The organism is Saccharopolyspora erythraea NRRL 2338, assembly GCF_000062885.1.
Classification (GTDB): Bacteria; Actinomycetota; Actinomycetes; order Mycobacteriales; family Pseudonocardiaceae; genus Saccharopolyspora_D; species Saccharopolyspora_D erythraea.
The window spans coordinates 4,042,364-4,067,624 of the sequence record NC_009142.1; the positions used below are offsets into that span (position 1 = coordinate 4,042,364).

Consider the following 25,261-nt stretch of genomic DNA (forward strand, 5'->3'; position numbering starts at 1 on the left):
AGTTCTTCATAGTGGCGCCGAGTATAGCCACCGCGTCCGCGAGGAGGTCCACCGGTTTTTTCTCCGGATCCACATGGTCCGGGGTTAGGCTGAGTGACCATGTCGGACAGTGCGGTGCCGCCCAGCGAGGACGGGGTGGATCGGATCCAGCGGGCGTGGCAGCGGGAGCGGCCGGGGATGCCGGTGGAGTCGATCGGGGTGATCACCCGGGTCTGGCGGATCGCCAAGCTGCTCGACGACGAACGCCGCCGCACCGACGCGCGCATCGGTCTGGACGCGCCGACGCGCGACCTGCTGAGCACCCTGCGCCGCTCGGGGCCGCCCTACCGGCTTTCGGCCGGGGAGATCGCGCGGCAGTGCCTGGTCAGCGCGGGTGCGATCTCGCAGCGGCTGACCCGGGCCGAGCAGCGGGGGCTGGTGCGCCGCACCAAGGGCGGTGCCGACGGGCGTTCGGTGCAGGTGGAGCTGACCGAGCAGGGCCACCGGCTGATCGAGGACCGCGTCGATGACCTGCTGCGCCACGAGGAGACGCTGCTGGCGTCGCTGGATGCGGCTCAGCGCGAGCAGCTGACCGGGTTGCTGCGGATCCTGCTCAGCGATCTGACCAGGCGTTTCGGCGCCGACGACCGGCCGTGAGCGGTCGCCGGCGCCGAAGTGGGCTCAGCGACCGAGGTAGGCGCCGCCGTTGACGTGCAGGACCTGGCCGGTGATGTGCCCGGCCTGCGGGGAGGCCAGGAACCCGGTCAGCGCGGCGATGTCGGCCGGGGTGCCCGCGCGCTGGTTGCGGGTGGCGGCCACCAGCGTCTGGCGCACGTGGTCGGGCAGGCCGTTCTGGAAGAACCCGGTGTGCTCGGTGAGCCCGGGTGCGATGACGTTGGCGGTGATGCCGCGCGGTCCGAGCTGTCCGGCCAGATCGGCGGTCCAGGCTTCCACGGCGGCTTTGGCCGCGCCGTAGGAGCCGGCGCCCTGGCGGGCGGCGATCGAGCCGATGGTGACCACGCGGGCGCCGTCGGTCAGTCGCGGGGTCAGCGCGGCGGTGACCAGCACCGCCGAGAGGACGTTGGAGGCCAGGTTGGCTTCCCACTGCTGGGCCAGCGCGCGCAGCCCGTCGGGTTCGGGGCGTTCGAAGTCGGTGTTGGCGCCGGCGTTGTTGACCACGACGTCGACGTGGTCGGGCAGCGACTCCAGTGCCGCCTCGACCGCGTCGGGGTCGGTGGCGTCGAAGGGCACCGCGCGGGCGCCGAGGGTGTCGGCGGCGCGGTGCAGGACCTCGGGTCGCCGTCCGGTGATGGTCACCGCATCACCGGAGGCGGCGAAGTGCTCGGCGATGGCATACCCGATGCCGCTGCCCGCTCCGGTGACGACGATCTGTCGCACAACAATCTCCTTTAGCTCTAAAACAACTAAGCTCACGGTAGCTCGCTCCCGCCGGCGGGCGCAAGGACGCCGGCGGGAGCGGTCGGCCACATCGGACGGTGCTTCGGCGAAAGTGCTTGCGCGGCAGCGGCGGTGATCCGAGAGTGTGCTGTTGTGAGCGGACCGGGGAACGCGTGGTGAGCGGCGAGCAGGTGTCGGTGCTCTCGGCCGGGGGCACGACGGTGTCCTATGTCGGTGCCGGAGCCGGACGGGTGCGCATCCTGGACGCCGAGGGGCCCGGCGCGGCGGATCTGGTGTGGTCACGGCTGTCGGACCACACGGTCATCGCCCCGGTCCGGCTCGGCGAGGAGCTGGTGGCACGCGGGGGCCGGCCGGGCAGGCGGGCGCACGGGATGCGCCGGGATCTGCGTGCCGATCCGCCACCGCCGCAGTGGGCGGATGCGGCCCTGCGGCGGGGTTTGCGGCTGGTGGCCTGCGATCGTCCGGCCCACCAGCTGGTGCCGGCCTGGCGTGCGGCGTTCCCGCCCGGACATCCCGACGCCCACGGGGGAACCGACGAGCAGGTGGCGGGGATGATCGCCCCGCTGCTGGCCGGGCGGGTGCTGGGGCCGCTGCTGCCGTGCAGCGCGCTGGTCGTCGACGGCGGCGACCGGGTGGTGGCCGGCCTGGTGGTCAACGACCGCGACGGCACGCCGTGGGTCGGCGACGTCTTCCGCCTGCCGGAGCCGGAGTGCGCCGGGCTCGGCGGACTGCTGCTGCGCCGCGCGATGGCCGAGCTGGCCCGCGACGGCCACGGTGCGGTCGGGCTGGCGGTGACCACGTCCAACCCGGCCCGCCACCTCTACCGCAAGCTGGGGTTCGAGATCACCGACACGTGGCTGACGGTGCTGCCGGCCGTGTGCTGACCATATGAGCTCAATTGCCTCTTCCCGTGGTGTTGGTGCAGGTCAGCGAGCCGACCACCACGGTCGTGGTCGTTGCTACCACGGGTGTGGTGGGTCAGTGGTGGGCTTCGACGGCGTGGGCGGGTTGCCACCAGTAGTCGTGGAGCTGGTGTGCGGTGACGTGGGCGAATCCGGCGGCGCGCAGTTGTGCCGTCCAGTCCTGGATGGACTGTTCGTGGTTGGTGCGGTCGGTGGTGGTGAACTTGCCGAGCACGACGGGCAGGATGAAGCCGAGTCCGACCAGGTCGCGGTCGTGGGCGTATTCGCGCACGCCGCGCTCGACGCGCCGCAGGAACTCGCCGAACCAGTCCGGCGCCAGGGGTTCGGGGACCTCGGGCGCGTCGAACTCGACGAGGACGAAGGTCCGGGTGTGCTGGGCGAGCCATTCCAGGATGGCGGGCCGCTGGTGGGGCGGGACGCTTTGCAGCGCGAAGGTGGACTGCGCGAGGTCCCACTGCCGGTCGGGGTGGGCGGTGGCGAAGTCCTGGACGGTGTCGTTCCAGACCTGGTGGGAAATGCCCCGGTCGCGCAAGGCGTCGCGGGTGTGGGTGAGCAGGTCGGCGCTGGGTTCGACGACGTCGACGTGCGGTGCGTCGTCGTCGAGCGCGGGCAGCAGGGCCAGGCCGTCGCCTGCGCCGATGTCGAGAATCCGGCGTGGGCTGTGGCGCCGGTGGGCGCGGCGCAATGCCGCGGAGGTCGCCTCGTAGAGCGCGATGTTGCCGCCGCCGCGGATGAAGGCCTGGAAGGCCGCGGGGGAGTCGTAGACGTCGCCGGCGCCGGGCCCGGCGGTGAAGCGCACGAGCAGGCGGGCGAACTCGCGTGCGGGGTCGAGCTCCGCGGCCCGCACGGCGCAGGCGTGCGCGGTGTCGCGGTCACCCACCGCATGGCTCCACACGGCCAGCTGCAGGGCGCTGTCGGCGCCGGTGACCTGATCGGTCATCTCGGCCGGGGCGGCGCCGTCGAGGTATCCCCGGTAGATCGCGGCCACGGACTGCTGTTGCGGCAACGCCGCCTCCTCGCACTCGTCGATCGTGCCAGCTTTGGCCATCACCACGGGTGCGCACAAGATCGGCCGCGGGGTTCAGGTGGGGGAGTCGAGGTAGCCGCGTCCTCGGGGCGAGAGGCGGTAGCCGACCTCCAGGCTTTCGGTGAGGCCGAGCTCCTTGAGCTTCCAGACGTCGGACTTGAACCGCGCCACCGGGCGGTTCTGCGTCGCGGCGAGCTCGGCGGCGCGCACGCCGGGGTTGTCGCGCAGCAGTTCCAGCATCCGGCGGGTCCAGGGGCCGCGCGGCGAGGAGGTGTCCATCCTGGCCAGTCGCCGGTCGAGGTCGGCGCGCTCGGAGGCGGACAGCTCGGCCTGCTCGCGCAGTGCCACGCGCGGGTCCGGGCCCGCGTAGCCGATCTCGATGCGGTAGACCCGGCCGGTGCCGTGCTTGTCCAGCGAGCTGCGCAGTCCGGCGGCGGTGTCGAAACCGGCGCGCCGGGCCTGCTCGTCGGTGATCGTCTCGGGCTCGACCGCCTCGACCGCGCCGATGGCGATGACCCCGGCCGCGGTGCGCATCCGCGAACCCGTCCTGGCCTGCGGACTGGCCCAGCGGCGGAAGGCCAGGGTGATCCGGCCGTCGACCACGCCGCGCAGGACCCGGCTGCTCAACAACACCCGCCCACGCTAGCCGGTGGCCGCACGCGGCTCACGGCGGATCGGTCAGCGCCTCGCCCCGCGCGCACCGGGGGCACTGCTCGGCGCTCCACAACTCGTGCGGCCAGGTTTCGACCACCTCCAGCGGCACCGCCAGGTCCTCGGCGGTGCGCCGAGCCCCGTCGCCGAGGGCGAGCAGTCCGCCGACGGCGACCACCTCGCCGCCGCGGTGGCGCAGTTCGCGGGCGGTCGTGGCGACCGCGGACCCGGCGTTGAGCACATCGTCGACGACCGCGATGCGCTGCCCGGTGAGCACCTGGTGCACGCCGGCGGGAAGCCGGTAGGTGACGCGGTCGTGGTGCTGGTGGCGCTGCGCGGCGAAGAACCGCAGGTCCAGAGCCTCGGCGAGGTGCTGGGCGACGAAGGCGCCGCCGGTCAGCGGCCCGCACACCGCGGTGATGCCGTGCCGGGCGAGCCGGCCCGCCAGCGCGGCCGACAGCGGCCGCACCGACGCGGGGCGCAGGAACAACCGGTCCAGATCCAGCCACAGCCGGCCGTGGTGCCCGGACTCGAAGCGGAAGTGGCCTTCGCGCACGCACAGCAGTTCGGCCAGTCGACTCGGTGCCATCGGCCGACCCTCACCGCACCGCGCCTCGGTGGCAAGCCGTTTTCTCGCGCACAAACCACGCGACCGCCGCGGTCGGGCCGACTACCGTGTTGCGCCGTCACCAGTGCGACCCGAAAGGACCACCGTGGCGTTCACCCTCACCACCCCGCGGCTGCGACTGGCCGAGTGGAGCACCCGCGACCACGACCTGCTGCGCACCCTGGCCGGTGACGACCGGATGGTGCGCTTCGTGGGCAACCGCCGGCCGTGGAGCCCCGAGGTGGTCGCCCGCCGCCACGCCGCGGCGCTGGCCCACTGGGCCGAGCACGGCATCGGATGGATGACCATCGGCTTCCACGACCGCCCCGAGGCGGTCGGCCTGGTGTCGGTCACCCACCGCACGGCCGAGGAGTCGGCACTCGCCGAACCGGCCATCGAACTCGGCTGGTGGGTGGCTCCGGCGGCGTGGGGCCAGGGCGTGGCCACCGAGGCGGTGCGCGCGGCCCGCGACGCCGCCTTCGCCCACACCGACCTGCTCTACGCCGGATACCAGCGCGGCAACGACGCCTCCGGCAAAGTGATGACCAAGCTCGGCATGGCCCACCGCCTGGACTTCACCGACGACGACGGCCACCCCTGCCACGTCCACGCCCTGACCCGCCAGGAGTGGCGGCGGCTGGCCTGACCCGCACCGTCGGCCCAGCGCAGGCCGAAAGGGCGATGATCACGAGACGCCAACGACCCCCTCCGCCGCAGTACCCCCGGGCCCCGGATCGGGAGACAATCCCAGCATGCTGCAGGTCTGCCTCAACGGCGCCCGGTCTCCCCGCGAGCACCACCACCTCCCGGTCCGCCCGGAGGAACTCGCCGCGGCCGCCGCGGCCAGCGTCGCCGCCGGCGCCGAGGACATCCACCTGCACCCCAAGGCACCGGGCGGGTTCGACAGCCTCGACCCGCACATCGTGGCCGCCACGCTGCGGGCGGTGCGCGCGGCCGCGCCGGGCACCCCGATCGGCATCACCACCGGCGCCTGGACCACCCCCGACCCGCAGGACCGCATCCGCCTGATCCGCTCGTGGAGCGTGCTGCCCGACCACGCCTCGGTCAACTGGCACGAGCCCGGCGCCGAGCAGGTCGCCCAGGCGCTGCTGGAGCGGGGTGTCGCGGTGGAGGCCGGCATCTACTCCGGCACCGGCGCCGAGGAGCCGTTCCTGAACTCACCGCTGCGCCACCACGTGCTTCGGGTGCTGGCCGAGGTCTCCGACCGCACCGCCCGCGGCGCCGCGGGCACCGCCGAGGCCCTGCTGCGGCGGCTGCATCCCGCCCCGGCGCCGGTGCTGCTGCACGGCGAGGCCGCCGGGGCCTGGCCGGTGCTGGCCCTGGCGCTGCGCCGCGACCTGGACACCCGCATCGGCCTGGAGGACACCCTGCAACTGCCCGACGGCCAGATCGCCGCCGACAACGCCGAACTGGTCACCGCCGCCGTCGAACGCATGCGCGCCCGCCAGTCCTCCTGAAAAGCCCCGCACCCGGCTGAGACAGCACAGCGGCCAGTGCCGGCGGATTGGCCGTTTCCCACCGCGGTCCTCGAACCTAACGTCCTGCTCGTCCACCATCCCACCGAACCGAGCAGGTGCGATGATCAGCATCGAGTCCCTGGCCGCGATCGCCCTGGTCGCCCTCGGCCTGGTCCTGACCCCGGGCCCCAACATGGTCTACCTCGTCTCGCGCACCATCACCCAGGGACGACGCGCCGGACTGGTCTCCCTGCTGGGCGTGGCCACCGGCTTCGCGGTCTACCTGGCCGCCGCGACCGCGGGACTGGCCGCGGTGTTCAGCACCGTGCCCGCCCTGCACACCGCACTGCGGCTGGCCGGAGCCGCCTACCTGCTGTGGCTGGCGTGCAAGGCGCTGCGCCCCGGCGGGACCACCCCGTTCGCCCCCGCCGCGCTGCCCGCCGAGCGCCCGGCCAGGCTGTTCGCCATGGGCCTGGTGACCAACCTGCTCAACCCCAAGATCGCCGTGCTCTACGTCTCGCTGCTGCCGCAGTTCATCGACCCCGCGCTCGGCGCGGTGGCCGCCCAGAGCCTGCTGCTCGGGCTGGTGCAGATCAGCGTCGCGCTCACCGTCAACACCGCGATCGTGCTCACCGCGGGCACGCTGGCGGCATTCCTCACCCGCCGACCGGTCTGGCTGCGCCTGCAGCGCCACGTCATGGGCGGCGTGCTGGCCGGGCTGGCCGTGCACCTGGCCACCGACCGCGCCCGCCCCGCCTGAGCGCGGTCAGTCCCGCTCGCGGTACAGCTCGCTGAGCAGTGCGACCGCCGAGGTCGCCGCGGGATGCCGGTCGTCGCGCCACCAGATGACCCGCACCGGGATGCGCGCGGCGTCGCGCAGCGGCCGGAACACGATGCCCCGGCGCGAGTACTGGGTGACCGTGCTCTCGGTGGTGATGCCCACGCACCGACCGGTGGCGATCACCGACAGCCAGTCCTCGACGTCCTGGGTGTGCTCCAACTCGGGCCTGCTGCCCGGCGGCCACAGGTCTGTGGTGGTGGTGCCCGTGCGGCGGTCGATGACCAGCGTGCGGTCGCTGAACTCGGCCAGCCGGATCGAGCGCCTGCGGGCCCACGGGTCGTCGGCGGCCATCGCGCAGAACCGCCGCTCCAGGCCCACGACCACGCTTTCGAAGCGCCGCTCGTCGGGCGGGGTGCGCACCACGGCGATGTCGCAGGCCCCCTCGGCCAGGCCGCCGGTGGCCGAGTTGGTGCGCACCAGCCGCAGCTCCACGTCCGGGCACTGCTGGGCCCACCGGCGCTGGAACTCCACGGTGTGACGGCCCATCGCCGACCAGGCGTGCCCGATGCGCAGGCGCGCGTGCCCGCTGGCGGCCTCACGCACCAGGTCGTCGACCTCGGCCAGCAGCCGCCGCGCCCGCGCCAGCACCTGCGTCCCCGCAGCGGTGGGCACGACCTCCCGGCTGGTGCGGCGCAGCAGCCGGACCCCCAGCGCCGACTCCAGCGAGGCCAGCGTCCGCGACACCGCGGCCTGCGAGACCCCCAGCTCGATGGCGGCGTCGGTGAACGTGCCGGTGTCGACGATGGCGACCAGGCACCTCAGCTGCCGCAACTCCAGATCCATGACCCCAGCGTATAGATGGCGCGCTTTATGCATTTTGCGGATGCGTCGGCAGACCGCATGCTCGCAGACATGCAGCACACCCAGTGCGAGCCCCACACCCCGCACACACGCCGCGACACCGCCCGCTCCGCCGGTGTCGCGCTGATGTTGGCCAGCGGATCGTGCAACCAACTCGGCGCCGCCGTAGGAGCCCTGGCATTCCCCGTGCTCGGCCCCACCGGAGTGGTCGCCGTGCGCCAATGGATCGCCGGCGCCGTGCTGCTGGCCGTCGGACGCCCCCGCCTGCGCTCGTTCACCGGCCGCCAGTGGCGCCCCGTGCTGCTGCTGGCCGCGGCGTTCGCCACCATGAACCTCTCGCTCTACAGCGCCGTGGACCGCATCGGGCTCGGCCTGGCCGTCACCCTGGAGTTCCTCGGACCGCTGGCGGTGGCCCTGCTCTCCTCACGCCGCGCACCGGACCTCGTCTGCGGCGCGGTGGCCGCCGTCGGCGTGCTCGCCCTGACCCGCCCGCAACCCAGCACCGACTACGCGGGCATCGCGCTGGCCCTGCTCGCCGCGACCTGCTGGGCCTGCTACATCCTGCTCAACCGCACCGTCGGACACCGCCTGCCCGGCGCCGAGGGCTCCGCCGCGGCCGCCGGGGTCTCCGCACTGCTCTACCTGCCGGTCGGCATCACCCTGCTGGTCGTGCACCCGCCGACACTGGCCGCACTGGCCTGCGCGGCCACCGCAGGCATGCTGTCCTCGGCGGTACCGATGCTGACCGACATGCTCGCACTGCGCCGCGTCCCGGCGCACTTCTTCGGGATCTTCATGAGCGTCAACCCCGTGCTGGCCGCCGGCGCCGGCCTGCTGGTGCTCGGGCAGTCGCTGCAGTGGAGCCAGTGGCTGGGCATCGCCGCCATCGTCACCGCCAACACCGCCAGCGTGCTGCTCTCACGCCCGCGCACCACCCAGACCGCGGTCCAACGCGGCAGCGCAGAAGGAACTACTGCCCCGACATGTCCATGTGGACCACTTCCCACTGGTGACCGTCGAGATCGCGAAAACTCCGCGAGTACATGAACCCCTCGTCCATGACCTCACCCGCGGCCTGCCCACCGGCGGCCAGCGCCTTGTCGACCAACTCGTCCACCTCGCTCCTGCCACCGGCAGAGATCGCCATGATCACCTCGCTGCTCGCGGCGGTGTCGGCGATCTCACGCTTGCTGAAGGACTTGAAGAACTCCTCCACCAGCAGCATCACGAACGCCTCATCGCTGACGACCATGCACGTGGCGTTCTCGTCGGTGAAGTCCGGGTTGAACTCGAACCCCAGAGCGCTGAAGAACTCGATGGACTTGCGCAGGTCGCGCACCGGCAGGTTCACGAAAATCCGTCTGACCATGCGGCGAAGCTAGCAGCGCCCACCGACACCGGCAGCGCGGCGAAACCCAGCGCACAGCGCCGCGCAGGCGCGAGCACCCGGGGGAGCAGCACCCGGAGGCCGCGCAGCGATATCGTGGCCATGCCCGACACCAAACCGACCGAGGAGGTGAGACCCATCCCCGCACGTCCCGGCTGGGTGCTCACCACCCGCGGCCCCGCGACACGCTGACGCGGCCACCCGCAGAGCGCCCACATCGGCCATCCCGAAAGGCGCCCATGTCAGCATCCCCGCACGCCCGCACCCGCTCCGCCCTCATCACCCGGCTCCGCCACGCCGGCTGCGTCTTCGCCGAGGACGAGGCGGACCTGCTGCTGGCCACCGCACCCACCGCCGCCGACCTCGACGAGATGGTCGCCCGCCGCGCCGCCGGCCTCCCACTCGAACACGTCCTCGGCTGGGCCGAGTTCTGCCACCAGCGCATCGCCGTCGACCCCGGCGTGTTCGTACCCCGCCGCCGCACCCAGCACCTGGCCCGCCAAGCCGCCGACCTCACCCGCCCACACGCCGTCGTGGTCGACCTGTGCTGCGGCACCGGCGCGGTCGGCGCCGCACTGGCCGCGGCCCACCCCGGCACCGAACTGCACGCCGCCGACATCGACCCCGCCGCCGTCCGCTGCGCCCGCCGCAACCTCGAACCCGCCGGCGGACAGGTCCACCACGGCGACCTCTACGAACCCCTGCCCACCGCACTGCGCGGCCGCATCGACATCCTCGTCGCCAACACGCCCTACGTGCCCACCGACGCACTCGACCTGCTGCCACCCGAAGCACGCATCCACGAACCCCGCCACGCCCTCGACGGCGGCGGCGACGGCCTCGACGTCCAACGACGCGTCACCGCCCAGGCACCCGCCTGGCTGGCGCCCGGCGGGCACCTGCTCATCGAAACCAGCACCGAGCAGGCACCCGAAGCCGCCGCCACCTTCGCCCGCCACGGCCTCACACCGGACATCAGCCACTGCGACGAGCTGCACGCCACCGTCGTCATCGGCACCAAACCCGGCTCACCCGGCCGCGCCGGCCGACCTCACGCGGGCTGATACGTCAGGCAGTCCACCGTGTTCTCGTGGAAACCCACGCTGATGCCCGGAGCCTGGCACTCCAGATCCACGTTGTGCTGGCAGTCGCCCATGTGGCACGCACCGACGTGCCCCGTCGCCGACGCATCACCCCCGCGCACCGAAGCGGTGGTGAACGTGTCGCACTGGGGATGCGTCGGCTCGCCGACCGTGATCGCCAGCGCGTGACACGTGTGCTCCTGGTTGTACGCGCACGAGTCAGCCGTGCACTTGTTCACGATCGGCATGTCCATGGTGTCCTCCTGCAATCAGCTCGGTACTGGTCCCACCCTCACCAGCCCCGGAACCGACGACACGGCGGAACCCGCACTTCCACCCGATGGTGTCACCCACTACCGGGCGGACCCGCCCACCAGCTCCGCGACCCGCCCCAGCAACGCACCCAGCGACTCCGGCCCGGCCACCGCGTAGTGCGCCCACGTCGGCCGGTCACCGTGCTCACCGCTGCGCACCACCACACCCACACCACCGTCGCGGACGACCCGCAGCGCGTCCTCGTCGGTGAAGTCATCACCCACGAACACCGGCACGAACCCCTCAGCACCCACCGCGCCCAACTCCTCGAGCAACCAACTCAACGCACGGCCCTTGTGCCAATCCACATCCGGCAACAACTCCGCCACGAGCCGCCCGTGCTTCATCTTCAAATGCGCCAGGTCATCACCGATCCCGCGCACCACCGACACCACGTGATCGGCCATCCCCGCCTCGACCATCCGGTAGTGCACCGCCAACCCGAACCGCTTGCGATCGACCAGCACACCCGGCACACCCGCCAGGCTCTCCGACACCCGCCGCTGCGCCTCGTCCAGATCACCCAACGCCGCCTCACCCGCGGGATGCGCGAAAACCTGCTCCGCCGGCCCAGCGATCTCGAAACCGTGACTCCCCGCGTACCACAGCTCACCGATGCCGACCCGGCCGCGGACATCATCGAGATCCCGCCCGCTCAGCACACCGGCAGGGCAGTGGCGGGCCAGCTCCTCCAGGACCTCCCGCGTGCGCACCGGCAACGCCACCTCACCCGGAACATCGCCGATCGGGGCGAGCGTGCCGTCGAAGTCGCACAACAACACCACCCGCCCCCGCCGCAACCGAGCCGCGAACTCATCCCACCGCTCCAGCGCATCGGGCACCTCCGACATCGGCCGCGCCCCCGGCTGCACCCCACCGACCGAGATCTCCCGCAACGCCCCCACCACCACATCAGCACCGGCACGCCACAACCGATCCTGCTCACCACCGACCCCGACGACAAGCCCGAAACCACCAGCCCGAACAGCCTCGACAGCAGCGGGAACGCCCGCCACCACCACGGCCTCCACCGCAGAGACCCCAAGCCGGCGAGCGGCCTCGACCCACGGCCCCGGATCAGGCCCGGCACCCGACGCGTCGAGCGCCCCCGTGGTGCCCGAGCGTTCCAGCACAGGGGAGTCGCGAACCGCCGACACCACGGCAATGCGCACGTCGCAGCGGCGCAGCGCCTCGATCAGATCGGCCCCACCCTCACCAGCCCGGCCCCGGCCGCCCACGAGTCCACCGTCCACCAGCACCGCGCGATGCCGCCGCGGATCGACATCGGCCCTGGCCATGATCCCTCCACCGAGAGGACACCCGACAGGCATACCCGCAGGCGCCGGAGCAGCACATCGGGCAGGGGAGCGGCCCGGTCACGCCCCCACGTAAGCCGCGAGGTGCTCACCGGTCAGCGTGGAACGCGCCGCGACGAGGTCGGCCGGCGTGCCCTCGAAAACGACCCGCCCACCGTCATGACCAGCACCCGGCCCGAGATCGATGATCCAGTCCGCGTGCGCCATGACCGCCTGGTGGTGCTCGATCACGATCACCGACTTACCCGAGTCCACCAACCGGTCCAACAGCCCGAGCAACTGCTCCACGTCGGCCAGGTGCAGCCCGGTCGTCGGCTCGTCCAGCACGTACACCCCACCCTTCTCACCCATGTGCGTCGCCAGCTTCAGCCGCTGCCGCTCACCACCGGACAACGTCGTGAGCGGCTGACCAAGACTGAGATAACCCAACCCGACATCAGCCAGCCGCCCCAGGATGCGATGCGCCGCCGGCGTGCGCGCCTCACCACCGCCGAAGAACTTCACCGCCTCGTCCACCGACATCGCAAGCACCTCGCTGATGTCGCGACCACCCAGGCGGTGCTCCAGCACCGACGCCTGGAACCGCTTGCCCTCGCACTCCTCGCACGTGGTGGACACACCGGCCATCATCCCCAGATCGGTGTAGATCACACCCGCACCGTTGCAGTTCGGACAGGCACCCTCCGAGTTGGCGCTGAACAACCCCGGCTTCACACCGTTGACCTTCGCGAACGCCTTGCGGATCGGGTCCAGCAGCCCCGTGTAGGTCGCCGGATTGCTCCGCCGCGACCCGCGGATCGCCGTCTGGTCGATCGACACCACACCCTCACCGGCCGCCCCCGACTGCCGGCACAGCGACCCCTGCACCAGCGAACTCTTCCCGGACCCGGCAACACCGGTGACCACCACAAGCACCCCGAGCGGAACGTCGACATCGACATCCCGCAGGTTGTGCGTCGACGCACCACGGATCTCCAACGCCCCAGCAGGCCTGCGCACCGCCTCCTTGAGAACCGCCCGATCATCGAGATGACGCCCGGTGACGGTCCCACTGGCCCGCAACCCCTCGACAGTCCCCTCGAAGCACACAGCACCCCCCGCCGCACCGGCACCAGGACCGAGATCGACCACGTGGTCGGCGATCTCGATCGTCTCCGGCTCGTGCTCCACCACCAGCACCGTGTTGCCCTTGTCCCGCAACCGCAGCAACAGATCGTTCATCCGCCGGATGTCATGCGGGTGCAGACCCGTGGTCGGCTCATCGAACACGTAAGTGGTGTCGGTCAGCGACGAACCGAGGTGCCGGATCATCTTGGTGCGCTGCGCCTCACCACCCGACAACGTCCCCACCGGCCGGTCAAGGCTCAGATACCCCAACCCGATCTCCACGAACGAGTCGAGCGTGTGCCCCAACGCCGCCAGCAGCGGCGCGACCGACGGCTCCTCCAACCCCCGCACCCACTCCGCCAGGTCGTTGATCTGCATCGCGCACAGATCGGCGATGTTCACCCCGCCGATCTTCGACGACCTGGCCGCCTCGCTGAGCCGGGTACCACCGCAGTCCGGGCACTCGGCGAAGGTGACCGCCCGCTCCACGAACGCCCGGATGTGCGGCTGCATCGCCTCCTTGTCCTTGGACAGGAACGACTTCTGGATCTTGGGAATCAGCCCCTCGAAGGTCAGGTTCACCCCCTCCACCTTCACCTTCGTCGGCTCCCGGTACAGGAAGTCCCGCATCTCCTTCTTCGTGAACTCACGAATCGGCTTGTCCGGATCCAGCAACCCCGACTCGGCGTACACCCGCACGGTCCAGAAGCTGTCCGACTTCCACCCCGGAATCGTGAAAGCACCCTCCGCCAACGACTTGGAATCGTCGTAGAGCTGAGTCAGATCGATGTCGGAAACCGAACCCCGGCCCTCGCACCGCGGACACATGCCGCCGGTGAGGGAGAACGTCTGCTTCACGGTCCTTCCCGCACCCCGCTCGACCGTGATCGCACCACTGGCCCGAACCGACGGAACGTTGAACGAGAACGCGTTCGGCGAACCGACGTGCGGCTGCCCGAGCCTGCTGAACAGGATGCGCAGCATGGCGTTGGCGTCGGTCGCCGTACCGACCGTGGAACGCGGATCCGACCCCATCCGCTGCTGATCCACGATGATCGCCGTCGTCAATCCCTCCAGCACGTCGACCTCGGGCCGCGCCAGCGTCGGCATGAACCCCTGCAGGAACGCGCTGTAGGTTTCGTTGATCAGCCGCTGCGACTCCGCGGCGATCGTGTCGAACACCAACGAGCTCTTGCCCGAACCCGAAACACCGGTGAACACCGTCAGCCGGCGCTTCGGAAGCTCGACGCTGACGTCCTTCAGGTTGTTCTCACGAGCGCCCCGAACGCTGATCAGATCGTGGCTGTCAGCAGCGTGCAGCACAGGCGACCCCTCGTCGGTCCTCACGGCCTTGCTCATCGTCTCTCCATCTTGTGAAGCGAGGCCACCCTCGTGGGCCCGCCTGCATCGCCCGGCCCGATCCGACCAGAATCGAGCAGTATGTCCGGTTCTCCCCGCGATCCGGCAGCTCGACTCAGCGCAGCTCCTGGATCCGCAGCAGGTTGCCCGCGGGATCGCGGACGGCGCAGTCACGCACACCGTACGGCTGCTCGGCAGGCTCCTGGACGACCTCGGCATTGCCGCCTTGAACTCGTTCGAACGTGCCGTCGAGATCCTTGGTCGCCAGCAGGAGGCCCGCGTAAGTCCCCTTCGCCATCATCTCGACGATCGTGCGCCGCTCATCCTCGGTGATGCCGGGATCGACCGCCGGCGGGTGCAGGACGATCGACGTGCCCGGCTGCCCCGGCGGACCGACCGTGATCCAGTGCATCCCGCCGTACTCGACGTGCTTGCGCACCTCGAAACCGAGGATGTCGCGGTAGAAGGCCAGAGCAGCGTCCGCGTCGTCGTGGGGGAGGAAGCTCGCGTGAATGGTGATGTCCATGACGGACACACTAAGCGCGCCCCGCTGACCGGGCTTCTCGATTCCTGACCGGTCTGGTCACCTGCTTCGACATGCACGACGGCATCCCCACCGTCGCACCCACCGCGTCACGCCGATAGACACTCGGCGGCACACCGACCAGCTCGGTGAAACGACTGCTGAAGGTACCCAGCGACGCGCAACCGACCGCGAAGCAGATCTCGGTGACGCTGAGGTCGCCACGCCGCAGCAGCGCCATCGCACGCTCGATGCGCCGCGTCATCAGATACGAATACGGCGACTCTCCGTAAGCGAGCCGGAACTGCCGGCTCAGATGTCCCGCCGACATGTTCACGCCGCGGGCGAGCGCCTCGACATCCAGCGGCTGCGCGTACTCCCGGTCGATCCGGTCCCGCACCCGGCGCAACCGCGCCAGGTCGCTCAGACGCTGGTCGGCGGCGGCTCTGCTGGTCACAGCGGGATCGTGCCACATATTCGGTCTCATGTACTCATGTGCCGAACCAGCGGGAGAGTGGCCTCGCCGCGCAGCCGCGGCGGTGTCAGCGGGTTCACCTCGGGACAGGGGAGACCGGCCGGCTCACGGACCCGGCTGCGCGGACCGTCGGAGCCCACCAGGTACCGGGGAGATCACCCGCAAATGCCCATCCGGGCCGCGTCGCAGCCAATCGGGCCGCTGAGCGCACGCGCTGCCAACGCCATCGGGCTTGGTCAGGGTCCGCTGCGACAGAGGCACCGCATGGCAAGAGCCGAGGGAGTGGGGCGCAACGAGTTACTTAACATAATGTACATTATCGGCACTTTGGCGAGCTGCTGAAACGCCCCGGAGAGCGGTCGTCGTCGTTGTCGTCACTCGCGATGTCCGTATCGGCCTACGCGTGTGCCGCCTGTCGAACGCCGTCGCGGCGGCAGGCGCACCTCGCGGTCGGCGCGCTCAGCGATCGTCGGCGGACCGTCAGGTGTCGTGATCCGAGTGCCGGCGCTGAGCAGCCGGGCCCGTCGTCAGGCCGCGACAGCGCAGCTTCGGGACCCGGCCGGCCCGCCGGTCTCCCTGCGCAGGCTGGACGGGCTCCGCCGGACATTAACGTCACAGTGACGTATTGGAGCAGGGATACCGGGCAGGTTTCCTTGGTGCGCAGAAGCTTCGACGCCACACGGCACCTCGAAGTTGATGTCGATCCCTGCCTGGGCGAAGCGCTCGTTCCCGGCGGCGTCCAGCCTCGGACGATGCCGCGCGGTCAACGACGATCCCAAGACGGCGCACCAGTACGCGTCGCATGGGCCGCACCGAGCCCGGCGGCAAGAGCGGCGATTCGGCTCCATCCCCCGGGCGGGGTCGCTACACTTCTCGGAGCCCTTTCTCCATTTGATGGATAATGAAGATTATCCATCAAACACCGTCTGCGAGGACGACCGAGGACGACGTCGATCCGCACGTGCACTCGACTCGCACTTTGGCTCAGCTCGCCGTCTCCGACCGCGCGGTGCCGCTCTCTTCTCCATCGCGCGCTCCATGCGCCCTCCTGCCTCACCCATGCGGCGTGCTCGTACAAACCCATGCCACACTCCCCTGGCCGGTCGGCTTCTCCCCGCCGCTGACCGGTTTGCACCGGTTGGGCTGAGCACCAATGCTGGTGTCGGCAGTCCGACGTGCGTTTACGGCCGTCATCTGCAAGCTCGACGTGTTGCGGCACCAGAGGTTCCTGCAGCCGCTGCCGTTCGGGTCGGCCCAGACCGACCGAACTGTGGAACATCCGAAGGCGCGGTGGTTCGGCCCGCTGCGGGTTTCTGAATGCGCGGTGCCGGGTAGTCGGCGGGCGGTTGCCCGCACCAGTCCCCCACGTCTGACGGGAGATCGCAGGTGAAGCTCGCGCGTCTGGTCCGACGTGGTGTGCCTGGCGTTGCCGTTGATGGATGGCAGCCGCAGCCGGCTCCTGCGGATCATCCGTGGCGTTCGATGCCGAGGCATGCGATGACGATCAATTGTTCGGGGATGACGGTGGGGGCGCAGCGGCGGATTGCGACGGGGATCAGGGAGGTGTCGGAGTCGTGCCTGCCGGGTGAGCCGCTGCCGAGTGATACGTGCTGGTGGACGGTTCCGGGAGTTGACCTGGGTCTGCTTCGCCGGGCGTTGTCGGGTGTCATGCAATGCGATGAGGAGGTTCGGTGATGGCCAAGCCGCCTGTGCCCGAGGAAGTGGGCCGGTTGCTGGAGAAGGCGAATCCGGCGACGATCGCGACCGTGCGGCCTGACGGGCAGCCGGTGTCGGTGGCGACGTGGTACCTGTGGGAGAACGGCCGGGTGCTGGTGAACATGGATGAGGGGCGCAAGCGGCTGGAGTACTTGCGGCAGGAGCCCCGGGTCACCTTGACGGTGCTCGATTCCGATGACTGGCACACCCATGTGAGCCTGCAGGGCCGGGTGGTGGAGATGGTGGACGATCCCGAGCTGGTCGATATCGACCGGTTGGCTCAGCGCTACTTCGGCAAGCCCTATCCCGTGCGTGATCGCAAGCGTGTCAGCGCGTGGATCGAGGTGGAGCGCTGGCACGGGTGGGGTGCGATGGAGAACAAGGACGTCACCCACCACTGAGTGCCGCGTGGTGCGGGGGTTGGGTGATGGCGAGGGTTCGGGCTGCTCTGGTGACGCCGTTGTCGGGGCCGTTGGCCGGGTTCGGCCGGGCGACGGCGATGGCGTTGCGGGTCTGGGCTGAGCGGTTCTCCGGTGCCGACGGGGTGGAGCTGGAGGTCGTCGACGCGCATCCCGACGCGCGGATGGCGGTGCGGTCGGTTGAGCGGTCGCGGCCGGAGTTGTTGTTCGGGCCGTATGGCAGTGGTCCGGCGGCCGCGGTGGTGTCGGCGACGTCTCGTCTGGTGTGGAACCACGGTGGGGCTCGTCTGGAGCCGCGGGTGAACGTGGTCAACGTGCTTGCGCCCGCGGCGAGTTATTTCCAGGGTGCGTTGCGGGTGGTTCGGCGTGCCGATCGTGGTGCGCGGCGGGTGGCGTTGCTGCACGGTGCGACGGGTTTCGGTCGTGGTGTGGCGTTGGGGGCTGAGCGGGAGGCGGTGCGGCTGGGTTTCGTGGTCGAGCGTGCGGTGCTTCCCGCTGAACCGCCTGGTGGTGATGTGCTGCTGGTGGCCGGGCGGTTCGACGAGGAGGTGGCTGTCGCCCGGGGGTTGGCTCGGGGTGGGTGGTCTGCGGTGGGTTTCGTCGGTGCGGGGGTCGAGGAGGTGCTGGCGAAGCTGGGGGCTCGCCGCGAGGGGTTGCTCGGTCCGGCGCAGTGGTTGCCCGCGGCGGCGCCCCGGCCGGATGAGGGACCGGGTGTGCGGGAGTTCGTCGCCGCTTATGGCGGGTTGGCGGGTGGTGAGCCGCCCTACCCCGCTGCTCAGGCGTTCGCGGCGGGTGTGGTGGCGTTGCGTTGCCTGCGTGATGCGGGTGGTGCTGACGACGCGGCGTTGGCCGGGGCTGCGCGAGCGTTGGACTGCACGACGCTGTTCGGGCGTTTTCGGTTGTCTCCGGAGTCGGGGCGGCAGATCGGGCACCAGGTGCTGACGGTGCAGTGGCAGGACGGTGTGCGGGTGGTGGTCTGGCCGCCGGAGCAGGCGGATGCGGGGTTGCGTTATCCGTTGGCGGGTTGACCGGTCCTGTGGTGGTCGTCGGGTGTGGTGGTGTCGGTGGTCTCCAGCGTCTCCCCCAGTCGGTCGGCGAAGGGCACGGGGTGTTCGGCAATGCCGATGTGTCCGCCCGGGAACTCGACGGGTTCGGTGCCGAGGTGGTGTGCGAGGGATGCGGCGGTGTGGTGCGGGAGCTCGTTGCGGGAGTCCTGTCCCACGGCGAGGACGAGTTGGTGGGCGCGGGATCGCAGGGTGGGCAGGTCTGGGGTGTAGGCGGTGAACTGGCACAGGATGTGTTCCAGGAACACCGGCAGGTTGGCGTGCATGCGGGCGAGCATGGCGTCGCGTTGGGCCGGTAGACCGGCGTCAGGCGGGATTTCCGGCTCGGCTTGCCCTTCCGGGGCGAGGCCGGCGGTGAGGGCGGCCATCGCCGCCGCGGTGCCCTGTTCGCGGTAGGTCTGGCGGACGTGGGCGAACATCGCTCGGTGCTGTGCGGCGTCGGGCAGGATCTCGACCGCGGGTGGTTCGTGGGCGATGACGGTGCCCAGCCGGTCGGGGTGCCGGGTGAGCAGGTCGAGCGCGACGAAGGCGCCGGAGCTGGTGCCGAAGACGTGTGCGGTCTGGCCGGGCGGGAGCAGCGCGTCGAGGAGGAGGTGGGCGTCGTCGCTGTGGGTCTGCACCCGCTGGTCGCCGACCGGGCCGTGGAGGGGGCTGCGGGAGAAGCCGCGTGGGTCGTAGGTGAGGACGGTGTAGCGGTCGGCCAGGTGGGTGGCGAGGCCGCCGAAGATGGCGGCGTCGGCGGATCCGCCGGGGATGAGCAGCAGCAGCGGGCCGGTTCCGCGGGTTTCGTGGTGCAGCGTGGCGCCGGGGACGGGCAGGGTGCCGGTCTTGACCGGGGTCATGGTGGGGGTCTCTCCGCTCCGGGTGTTGCTGGGTGGTGTTTGCGGAGACAACCTAAACCTAATGACATTAGGTTTTCAGCTGGTTTTTCCAGCTTGCGGAGTGTGGGCAGGTCAGGCCCTCTTGCGGGTCTTGTCCCGGCTGCCGGTCTTCTCCCGGTTGCTGCTGGAGCGGCGTCGCGACGCCGAGGCGGTGGTCTTGCGCCGGGAGGTGCGGGAGGTCCTGGCCTGGTCGACGCTGCGTTCCAGCGCGCCCATCAGGTCGACCACCTCGCCTTCGTCGGCGGGCTCGGGACGCTTGCGGGGCGGTTTGGTGCCCTTGGTCTTGGCATCGATGAGCTCGGCGAGCGCGCGCTGGTAGTCGTCGGTGAACTCGGTGGGGTCGAAGTCCTCGGTCATGTTCTCCACCAGCGAGGTGGCCATGTCGATCTCCTGCTTGCTGACCTCGGTGTCCCCCGCGTCGTCGGTGAGGAAGTCGAAGTCGGGGCGGCGGATCTCGTCGGGCCAGAGCATGGTGTGCAGGACCAGGACGTCGCCCGCCGGGCGGATGGTGGCCAGCGTTTCGCGTTGGCGCATGGTGATCTTGACGACGGCGAGCAGGTCGGTGCGCCGGAGCGCTTCGCGCAGCAGCACGTAGGGGCGTCGCGCGGACTTCTCCGGTTCGAGGTAGTAGGTCTTCTGGAAGTAGGTGGGGTCGACCTGTTCGGCGGGCACGCATTCGAGCAGGTCGATGGCGCGGTCGGTGCGGATGGGCAGTTTGCGCAGGTCCTGGGAGTCGAGTACGACGAGTTCGCCGTCGGAGGTCTCGTAGCCCTTGACGATGTCGTCGTAGTCGATCTCCCGGCCGCATTCCTCGCAGACGCGTTTGTGGTGGATGCGGCCGTGGTCCTGCCGGTGGACCTGGTGGAACTGGTAGTCGTGGTCGGCGGTGGCGGCGTAGAGCCGGACGCCGATGTTGACCAGGCCGAAGGAGATCGCGCCGCGCCACATGGTCCTCATACCGGGCAGGTACCCGATCGGCGGCGAATTAATCATGGACCGCGCGCGCCTCTCCCCTTCCCCGCCGTCGCCGGCGGCCGGGTCGTCTGAACACAGTGGACGGTGGGCGGGTCGGCGATGTCGGTGCGTTCGGCGTTGAGGCGGTCGAAGTCGGCGGCGATGCGGTGGAGGGTGCCGTGCTCCTCCAGCGGGCGCTTGGTTTCGGCGTGGGCGTTCGTCGCGGTCGCGGCGAAAGGCGTGGTGGAAGTGCCGTGGCCTACCCGGAAAGCCGGCCGGGTAGGCCACGGTGGGTGCTGCGGGGTGGTTCAGCGGGTGGTCGTCACCGGCCGAGCTGGGTGACGTTGAGCAGCACGTTGGGCGATCTGCTGCCCGGGTTGGTCACCGCGCCCTGCTGGCCGCCGCGCACGAGGGCGTCGCGGACCTGCTGCGGGGTGGCGCCGGGGTGGGCGGCCAGGTAGATGGCGGCTGCGCCGGCGACGTGCGGGGTGGCCATCGAGGTGCCGCTCATCGAGGTGGAGCCGCCGCCGTTGCGGGTGGAGGTGATGTTGCTGCCGGGGGCGAACAGGTCCAGGCAGCGGCCATAGTTGGAGAAGCTGGACCGGCGGTCGGATGAGTCGGTGGAGCCGACGGTGATCGCCTCGGTGACGCGGGCGGGGCTGGTGTTGCATGCGTCGCGGTTGTCGTTGCCCGCGGCCAGCGCGAAGCTGACGCCGGCGCGGATGGCGCCGCGGACGGCGTCGTCGACGGACTGGCTGGCGCCGCCGCCCAGGCTCATGTTGGCCACCGCCGGGGCCTCGGCGTTCTGGGCGACCCAGTCGATGCCGCCGATGACCTGCGACCACTGGCCCGAGCCCTGGCAGTTGAGCACCCGCACCGAGACGATGTCGGCCTTCTTGGCCACGCCGTACTCGCGGCTGGCGATGGTGCCCGCGACGTGGGTGCCGTGGCCCTGGCAGTCGGAGGCGTCGCTGTCGTTGTCGATAAAGTCGTGCCCGGAGCGGGCGCGGCCCTCGAAGCTGGTGTGGCGCAGGTCGACGCCGGTGTCGAGCACGTAGGCGGTGGCTCCGGCGCCGTCGTTGGGGTAGGTGTAGGCGCTGTCGCGGCGGCCGTCGATGCGGTCCAGGCCCCACGACGGCGGGTTCTGCTGGGTGCCTGCGACGTGGGCGATGCCGTCGGCCTCGACGTAGCGGACGTTGGGGTCGGCGGCCAGGCGGCGGGCCTGCTGTTCGGTGGCGTTGACGGCGAAGCCCCGGAAGGAGGCCGAGTAGACGTCGCGCACCGTGGCCCCGTAGCGGTCGGCCAGGCCTTCGGCCTGGGTGCTGACCGCGGCTTCGGCCGTCGCCGACAGCGAGGCGGGGCCGGTGAGGGCGACGATGTACTGGCCGGCGACGGTGCCGGCCTGGCCGGCGTTGCGGATCTCGCCGAGGGTGTCCTGGCCCGCGGTGGCGGTGCCGGCGGCGGCCAGCACGGTGGTGGCGACCGCACCCAGGCACAACGCGGTGAAGCGGCTTCTGCCTGCTCTCATTTGCTCTGCTCCTTGGCTTCGGGTGACCCCTTCCCCGTGCGGGGAGGGGGTTTGTGGAGCCACCGCCGCGGTCGGGGGTGTTGGCTGTCGCGGCGGTAATGCAGATCACTTTTGCGGGCGGTGGGAAGCCGAACAATCCGTGTATCGGTACGTATGGGTACTTATTCGCCGCGGGTTGCGGTGAAAGGCGTAGCGGTGGGCCCGGGCCTGGCTCGGTGGAATAGGACAGAAGGCCCCATGCCGGTGGGCGGATTCTCGGGGTCCTCGCAACACCTGATGGCCTATGTGGTCGTCAGTAGATCATGCAGGCGCTCGGCTGGAGTTCTCCAGCCGAGCGTTTTGCGTGGTCTGCCGTTGAGTTGCTGGGCGACATGCTCAAGGTCTTCGGCGCTATGGACGGACAGGTCGGTGCCTTTGGGGAAGTACTGGCGCAGCAGGCCGTTTGTGTTCTCGTTCGTTCCGCGTTGCCAGGGTGAGTGCGGGTCGCAGAAGTAGACCGGCACTGCCGTGGTCACGGTGAACTGCTTGTGCGCGGCCATCTCGCAGCCTTGGTCCCAGGTCAGCGAGCCGCGTAGGTGCTCGGGCAGGGTCTGGATCAGGGGCACCAGCACGTCGCGGACTTCCTCGGCGGTGTGCCCGCCGGGCAGATGCCCGAGCATGACGTAGCGGGTGCAGCGTTCGACCAAGGTGACGATCGCGCTCTCGTTGCGGGCGCCGACGATCAGGTCGCCTTCCCAGTGGCCGGGCACGGCCCGGTCTTCGACCTGCGGTGGCCGCTCGGAGATCATCACCATCTCCTCGACGAACCGGGGTGTGAGCTGGTCCGGTTTACGGTGTGGTTTGCGGCGGGTGCGCCCGGTGCGCAGCGCGGCCGCGACCTCGCGCCGCAGTCCGCCACGGGCCTGGACGTAGATCGCTTGGTAGATCGTCTCCGGACTCACCCGCATGCTCTCGTCGTCGGGAAATTCGAGGACCAAAGCGTGACAGATCTGCTCGGGTGACCACCGTTCCCGCAGCTTGCAGGCGACGTAATCGCGCAGCGGACCGTCCAGGGCGAGCTTGGACTCCTTGGGCCGGGCACGGCTGTTCGCCCACGCCCGCTGCGCCCGGTGCGGCTGATAGACACCATCGGTCGAACGGGCATCGATCTCGCGCTTGACCGTGGACGCCGACCGGCCCAGTGCCCGCCCGATCGCCCGCAGCGACCGGCCACCACGACGCATGTCAGCGATCAACTCCCGCTCTGTCACCGTGAGGAACCGAGGGTGCAGCTCGGCCTCGACTGCCGCAAGAGACGGTCCTGACGCAACGGCGACGGTGGTGGTCACACCCGTCTTGTAGTCGATCCGGCGCCCATCCGGGTGCAGGCGCGCGTCGCCGATCTTCCGGATACCGCGGTCCCAGTCCCGGGCAGTGCGTTCGTGAACCCCGACCTGCGCCGCAGCATCCCGCCGCCGCACTCCAGCCGCACGAAGCCTGTCGTACTCCGCCCGCCCCGGATGCCCGGTCGTGCCCGTCTTCCCACGACCACGGACACCGGCCTTGCGCGCCCACCCGAACGCCGTGGCACGGTTCACCCCGACTGCCCGAGCAGCACCCGAGATGCTGCCGTTCTCCCGGTCCAGTGCCTCGAAGAACCTCGCCCGCAACTCCCCAGAAACCACGATCCCCGCAACTCCCTGAACTCCAGGGTGTTGCGAGGATCGCTAGAACCCGCGGTGGGCATGGGGCCTTGCGGGTCCGGTGGGTGGGAGTTGCTCAGGTGGCCTCGGCTGGTGCGGTCAGCCAGTTCTTGGCCATCTCGATCGCGTCGGCGGTGATCTGGTGTCCACCCGGGTGGCGGTGGGTGGCGACCTCGGCGTTGCGGCGCTGGAAGGCATCGGCGAGCGCCTCGGCCGACGGCAGCGGTGCCATCGGGTCCTGTTCTCCGTTGGAGAGCAGGACGCGGGTGCCGGTGAGGTCGTGGTCGGGCGGTTCCGGGACCGGGAGCATGGCGGCGAAGGCGGCGGCCTCGCGCAGGGCGTCGGGTCGCAGCAGGGCGGTGGCGGCGGCGATGTTGGCGCCGTTGGAGAAGCCGACGGCGACCAGGCGGCGTTGGTGCAGGCCGTAGTGGTCGCGGGCGGCCTGGACGAAGTCGGCGAGCTGGCCGGCGCGGGCGATGACGTCGTCGTGGTCGAAGACGCCTTCGCGCAGGCGGCGGAACCAGCGGGCCATGCCGTTCTCGCTGACCGGTCCCGCCGGGGCCAGCACGGGTGAGCCGGGGCTGAGGTGCGCGGCGAGGTCGAGCAGGTCGTCGGGGCCGCCGCCGGTGCCGTGCAGCAGCAGGAGCACGGGCCGGTCGGGTTCCCCGTCGGTGAACTTGTGCTGCAGGGACAGGGTGTTCATCGGTTCTCCGCGAGTCGCTGGGCGAGTTCGGGGTTGTTCTCGTCGGGCAGGTCGAGTTCGGGCAGGGTGGCCTGGATCTGTTCGCGGTTGGGTTCCAGCCACGGCGGCAGCTTCAGCGCGCGTCCGAGTTCCAGCAGGGGTTCGTCGGCGGTGAAGCCGGGTTCGTCGGTGGCGATCTCCAGCAGGGTGCCGCCGGGTTCGCGGAAGTAGATGGAGCGGAAGTACTGGCGGTCCAGCACGGAGGTGACGCCGACGCCCTGGTCGGCCAGTTCGGCGCGCCAGGCGGCCTGGGTGGGTTCGTCGGGGGCGCGCCAGGCGACGTGGTGCACGGTGCCGGCGGCCACGAGTCCGCGCGGGGCGGCGGGGGTGACCAGGACGTCGACGAACGCGCCGGGGCCGCCCTCGCCCGCGGCGAAGCGCAGCCGGTTGCCCTGCTGGTCGTGGGGGCGCAGCCCGAGGTCGCCGAGCATCGCGACCGTGGCGTCCTCGGCGGTGACCGCCAGGGTGACCGAGTGCAGGCCGCGGATGCCGTGCTCGGCGGGCACGATGCCGTTGTCCCACGGTGCGCGGGGATCGCCCTGGGGGTGGGCGACGAGGCTGATGGCGAGGCCGTCGGGGTCGCGCAGGCCCAGGGCCCGTTCGCCGTCGCGTTCGGTGATCTCGGTGGTGTCCACGCCGAGGCCGTCGAGGTGCTGTTTCCACCAGCCCAGCGACTGCTCGGGGACCGAGAAGGCGGTGGTGGTGGCCTGCCCGGTGCCGCGGCGTCCGGCGGGTGCGCCCTTCCAGGGGAAGAAGGTGATCAGGGAGCCGGGCCGGCCCGCCTCGTCGCCGTAGTAGAGGTGGTAGGTGCCGGGGTCGTCGAAGTTGACGGTGGTCTTGACCATGCGCAGTCCGAGCGTGCGCAGGTAGAAATCGGCGTTGCGCTGCGGGTCGCCCGCGATCGCGGTGACGTGGTGCAGGCCGCTGGTGGCGATGGTCATCGCGCGCTCCTTCACTGGCCGGTGCTGACTGCTCGGTCGCCGAG

The 25,261-nt window shown here is 70.8% G+C and carries 26 protein-coding genes; 9 read left to right on the plus strand and 17 right to left on the minus strand.

What is annotated here, in order from left to right; translation table 11 throughout:
• Positions 1-99 precede the first annotated feature (99 nt).
• On the plus strand, positions 100-636 hold the full coding sequence (locus SACE_RS17870; RefSeq protein ID WP_011874109.1) for a MarR family winged helix-turn-helix transcriptional regulator: 537 nt from the start codon (positions 100-102) through the stop codon (positions 634-636).
• Positions 637-660: 24 nt separating this feature from the next.
• Here SACE_RS17870 and SACE_RS17875 read toward each other — a convergent pair whose 3' ends face one another.
• A complete protein-coding gene (locus tag SACE_RS17875; RefSeq protein ID WP_009946840.1) occupies positions 661-1,377 on the minus strand; it encodes an SDR family NAD(P)-dependent oxidoreductase in 717 nt (238 codons plus the stop codon).
• A 176-nt stretch (positions 1,378-1,553) separates the two neighbouring features.
• Between SACE_RS17875 and SACE_RS17880 the strand changes: the two genes are divergently transcribed.
• On the plus strand, positions 1,554-2,282 hold the full coding sequence (locus tag SACE_RS17880; protein ID WP_011874110.1) for a GNAT family N-acetyltransferase: 729 nt from the start codon (positions 1,554-1,556) through the stop codon (positions 2,280-2,282).
• Positions 2,283-2,376: 94 nt separating this feature from the next.
• On the opposite strand, the gene SACE_RS17885 is transcribed toward SACE_RS17880, so the two are convergent.
• From SACE_RS17885 to SACE_RS17895, 3 genes are read right to left on the minus strand one after another with little or no spacing between them, the layout of a single operon-like run.
• Positions 2,377-3,369: a methyltransferase domain-containing protein gene (locus SACE_RS17885; protein ID WP_231850023.1), complete on the minus strand. Its 993-nt coding sequence runs from the start codon at positions 3,367-3,369 to the stop codon at positions 2,377-2,379.
• 33 nt (positions 3,370-3,402) lie between these two features.
• A complete protein-coding gene (locus tag SACE_RS17890; protein ID WP_011874111.1) occupies positions 3,403-3,978 on the minus strand; it encodes an ASCH domain-containing protein in 576 nt (191 codons plus the stop codon).
• Between the two features lie 34 nt (positions 3,979-4,012).
• On the minus strand, positions 4,013-4,588 hold the full coding sequence (locus SACE_RS17895; protein ID WP_009946833.1) for an orotate phosphoribosyltransferase: 576 nt from the start codon (positions 4,586-4,588) through the stop codon (positions 4,013-4,015).
• Positions 4,589-4,712: 124 nt separating this feature from the next.
• On the opposite strand from SACE_RS17895, the gene SACE_RS17900 reads away from it, so the two are divergent.
• The 3 genes from SACE_RS17900 (at position 4,713) to SACE_RS17910 (ending at position 6,844) form a co-directional block, all read left to right on the plus strand.
• The gene (locus SACE_RS17900; RefSeq protein ID WP_009946832.1) at positions 4,713-5,252 is read left to right on the plus strand and encodes a GNAT family N-acetyltransferase; all 540 of its coding nucleotides are present in this window, start codon (positions 4,713-4,715) and stop codon (positions 5,250-5,252) included.
• Between the two features lie 106 nt (positions 5,253-5,358).
• Complete coding sequence (locus SACE_RS17905) at positions 5,359-6,084, plus strand: 3-keto-5-aminohexanoate cleavage protein (RefSeq protein ID WP_009946831.1); 726 nt, start codon at positions 5,359-5,361, stop codon at positions 6,082-6,084.
• A 121-nt stretch (positions 6,085-6,205) separates the two neighbouring features.
• Positions 6,206-6,844, plus strand: a complete 639-nt coding sequence (locus SACE_RS17910) for a LysE family translocator (RefSeq protein ID WP_009946830.1) — start codon at positions 6,206-6,208, stop codon at positions 6,842-6,844.
• A gap of 6 nt (positions 6,845-6,850) precedes the next feature.
• On the opposite strand, the gene SACE_RS17915 is transcribed toward SACE_RS17910, so the two are convergent.
• Positions 6,851-7,708 carry a LysR family transcriptional regulator gene (locus SACE_RS17915; protein ID WP_011874112.1) on the minus strand — a complete coding sequence of 286 codons (858 nt, stop codon included), beginning with the start codon at positions 7,706-7,708 and terminating at the stop codon, positions 6,851-6,853.
• A gap of 69 nt (positions 7,709-7,777) precedes the next feature.
• Here SACE_RS17915 and SACE_RS17920 point away from each other — a divergent pair, with 69 nt between their 5' ends.
• Positions 7,778-8,773: an EamA family transporter gene (locus tag SACE_RS17920; protein ID WP_173401313.1), complete on the plus strand. Its 996-nt coding sequence runs from the start codon at positions 7,778-7,780 to the stop codon at positions 8,771-8,773.
• Here the strand turns inward: SACE_RS17920 and SACE_RS17925 are convergent.
• On the minus strand, positions 8,697-9,095 hold the full coding sequence (locus SACE_RS17925) for a VOC family protein (RefSeq protein WP_029621625.1): 399 nt from the start codon (positions 9,093-9,095) through the stop codon (positions 8,697-8,699). The genes SACE_RS17920 and SACE_RS17925 overlap by 77 nt on opposite strands.
• Before the next feature lie 257 nt (positions 9,096-9,352).
• Between SACE_RS17925 and SACE_RS17930 the strand changes: the two genes are divergently transcribed.
• Entirely contained in the window at positions 9,353-10,177 is an 825-nt protein-coding gene (locus SACE_RS17930) for a putative protein N(5)-glutamine methyltransferase (RefSeq protein WP_009946822.1), read from the plus strand.
• Here the strand turns inward: SACE_RS17930 and SACE_RS17935 are convergent.
• The 5 genes from SACE_RS17935 to SACE_RS17955 form a co-directional block, all read right to left on the minus strand.
• Positions 10,165-10,449: a DUF1540 domain-containing protein gene (locus SACE_RS17935; RefSeq protein WP_011874115.1), complete on the minus strand. Its 285-nt coding sequence runs from the start codon at positions 10,447-10,449 to the stop codon at positions 10,165-10,167. The genes SACE_RS17930 and SACE_RS17935 overlap by 13 nt on opposite strands.
• Before the next feature lie 99 nt (positions 10,450-10,548).
• Positions 10,549-11,808 (minus strand): trehalose-phosphatase, encoded by a 1,260-nt coding sequence (gene otsB / locus SACE_RS17940; protein ID WP_029621624.1) that lies wholly within the window; start codon positions 11,806-11,808, stop codon positions 10,549-10,551.
• Between the two features lie 78 nt (positions 11,809-11,886).
• Positions 11,887-14,292, minus strand: coding sequence for an ATP-binding cassette domain-containing protein (locus SACE_RS17945; protein ID WP_021342018.1), 2,406 nt, complete (start codon positions 14,290-14,292; stop codon positions 11,887-11,889).
• Positions 14,293-14,407: 115 nt separating this feature from the next.
• A complete protein-coding gene (locus SACE_RS17950) occupies positions 14,408-14,818 on the minus strand; it encodes a VOC family protein (RefSeq protein ID WP_009946818.1) in 411 nt (136 codons plus the stop codon).
• A gap of 10 nt (positions 14,819-14,828) precedes the next feature.
• Entirely contained in the window at positions 14,829-15,290 is a 462-nt protein-coding gene (locus SACE_RS17955) for a helix-turn-helix transcriptional regulator (RefSeq protein WP_009946816.1), read from the minus strand.
• Positions 15,291-16,984: 1,694 nt separating this feature from the next.
• Here SACE_RS17955 and SACE_RS17965 point away from each other — a divergent pair.
• Complete coding sequence (locus SACE_RS17965; RefSeq protein WP_009946813.1) at positions 16,985-17,407, plus strand: PPOX class F420-dependent oxidoreductase; 423 nt, start codon at positions 16,985-16,987, stop codon at positions 17,405-17,407.
• 26 nt (positions 17,408-17,433) lie between these two features.
• Positions 17,434-18,453, plus strand: a complete 1,020-nt coding sequence (locus SACE_RS17970; RefSeq protein ID WP_037304754.1) for an ABC transporter substrate-binding protein — start codon at positions 17,434-17,436, stop codon at positions 18,451-18,453.
• On the opposite strand, the gene SACE_RS17975 is transcribed toward SACE_RS17970, so the two are convergent.
• The 6 genes from SACE_RS17975 to SACE_RS18000 form a co-directional block, all read right to left on the minus strand.
• Positions 18,435-19,331, minus strand: coding sequence for an alpha/beta fold hydrolase (locus SACE_RS17975; RefSeq protein ID WP_009946810.1), 897 nt, complete (start codon positions 19,329-19,331; stop codon positions 18,435-18,437). The genes SACE_RS17970 and SACE_RS17975 overlap by 19 nt on opposite strands.
• Before the next feature lie 111 nt (positions 19,332-19,442).
• Entirely contained in the window at positions 19,443-20,327 is an 885-nt protein-coding gene (gene ku / locus SACE_RS17980; protein WP_037304753.1) for a non-homologous end joining protein Ku, read from the minus strand.
• A 319-nt stretch (positions 20,328-20,646) separates the two neighbouring features.
• Positions 20,647-21,852, minus strand: coding sequence for a S8 family peptidase (locus SACE_RS17985; RefSeq protein WP_029621623.1), 1,206 nt, complete (start codon positions 21,850-21,852; stop codon positions 20,647-20,649).
• 281 nt (positions 21,853-22,133) lie between these two features.
• Positions 22,134-23,312, minus strand: a complete 1,179-nt coding sequence (locus SACE_RS17990; RefSeq protein WP_009946807.1) for an IS30 family transposase — start codon at positions 23,310-23,312, stop codon at positions 22,134-22,136.
• A gap of 298 nt (positions 23,313-23,610) precedes the next feature.
• Positions 23,611-24,237 (minus strand): alpha/beta hydrolase, encoded by a 627-nt coding sequence (locus SACE_RS17995; RefSeq protein WP_009946806.1) that lies wholly within the window; start codon positions 24,235-24,237, stop codon positions 23,611-23,613.
• On the minus strand, positions 24,234-25,217 hold the full coding sequence (locus SACE_RS18000; protein WP_011874122.1) for a ring-cleaving dioxygenase: 984 nt from the start codon (positions 25,215-25,217) through the stop codon (positions 24,234-24,236). The genes SACE_RS17995 and SACE_RS18000 overlap by 4 nt, the downstream gene beginning before the upstream one ends.
• Between the last annotated feature and the right edge of the window lie 44 nt (positions 25,218-25,261).

Excerpts from the sequence above, each read along its gene's own strand:
- SACE_RS17870 (WP_011874109.1), top strand. The coding sequence starts at position 100 with ATGTCGGACAGTGCGGTGCCGCCCAGCGAGGACGGGGTGGATCGGATC.
- SACE_RS17885 (WP_231850023.1), bottom strand. The coding sequence starts at position 3,369 with ATGGCCAAAGCTGGCACGATCGACGAGTGCGAGGAGGCGGCGTTGCCG.
- SACE_RS17895 (WP_009946833.1), bottom strand. The coding sequence starts at position 4,588 with ATGGCACCGAGTCGACTGGCCGAACTGCTGTGCGTGCGCGAAGGCCAC.
- SACE_RS17905 (WP_009946831.1), top strand. The coding sequence starts at position 5,359 with ATGCTGCAGGTCTGCCTCAACGGCGCCCGGTCTCCCCGCGAGCACCAC.
- SACE_RS17910 (WP_009946830.1), top strand. The coding sequence starts at position 6,206 with ATGATCAGCATCGAGTCCCTGGCCGCGATCGCCCTGGTCGCCCTCGGC.
- SACE_RS17915 (WP_011874112.1), bottom strand. The coding sequence starts at position 7,708 with ATGGATCTGGAGTTGCGGCAGCTGAGGTGCCTGGTCGCCATCGTCGAC.
- SACE_RS17920 (WP_173401313.1), top strand. The coding sequence starts at position 7,778 with ATGCAGCACACCCAGTGCGAGCCCCACACCCCGCACACACGCCGCGAC.
- SACE_RS17925 (WP_029621625.1), bottom strand. The coding sequence starts at position 9,095 with ATGGTCAGACGGATTTTCGTGAACCTGCCGGTGCGCGACCTGCGCAAG.
- SACE_RS17930 (WP_009946822.1), top strand. The coding sequence starts at position 9,353 with ATGTCAGCATCCCCGCACGCCCGCACCCGCTCCGCCCTCATCACCCGG.
- SACE_RS17935 (WP_011874115.1), bottom strand. The coding sequence starts at position 10,449 with ATGGACATGCCGATCGTGAACAAGTGCACGGCTGACTCGTGCGCGTAC.
- otsB (WP_029621624.1), bottom strand. The coding sequence starts at position 11,808 with ATGGCCAGGGCCGATGTCGATCCGCGGCGGCATCGCGCGGTGCTGGTG.
- SACE_RS17945 (WP_021342018.1), bottom strand. The coding sequence starts at position 14,292 with ATGAGCAAGGCCGTGAGGACCGACGAGGGGTCGCCTGTGCTGCACGCT.
- SACE_RS17950 (WP_009946818.1), bottom strand. The coding sequence starts at position 14,818 with ATGGACATCACCATTCACGCGAGCTTCCTCCCCCACGACGACGCGGAC.
- SACE_RS17955 (WP_009946816.1), bottom strand. The coding sequence starts at position 15,290 with ATGTGGCACGATCCCGCTGTGACCAGCAGAGCCGCCGCCGACCAGCGT.
- SACE_RS17965 (WP_009946813.1), top strand. The coding sequence starts at position 16,985 with ATGGCCAAGCCGCCTGTGCCCGAGGAAGTGGGCCGGTTGCTGGAGAAG.
- SACE_RS17970 (WP_037304754.1), top strand. The coding sequence starts at position 17,434 with ATGGCGAGGGTTCGGGCTGCTCTGGTGACGCCGTTGTCGGGGCCGTTG.
- SACE_RS17975 (WP_009946810.1), bottom strand. The coding sequence starts at position 19,331 with ATGACCCCGGTCAAGACCGGCACCCTGCCCGTCCCCGGCGCCACGCTG.
- ku (WP_037304753.1), bottom strand. The coding sequence starts at position 20,327 with ATGAGGACCATGTGGCGCGGCGCGATCTCCTTCGGCCTGGTCAACATC.
- SACE_RS17985 (WP_029621623.1), bottom strand. The coding sequence starts at position 21,852 with ATGAGAGCAGGCAGAAGCCGCTTCACCGCGTTGTGCCTGGGTGCGGTC.
- SACE_RS17995 (WP_009946806.1), bottom strand. The coding sequence starts at position 24,237 with ATGAACACCCTGTCCCTGCAGCACAAGTTCACCGACGGGGAACCCGAC.
- SACE_RS18000 (WP_011874122.1), bottom strand. The coding sequence starts at position 25,217 with ATGACCATCGCCACCAGCGGCCTGCACCACGTCACCGCGATCGCGGGC.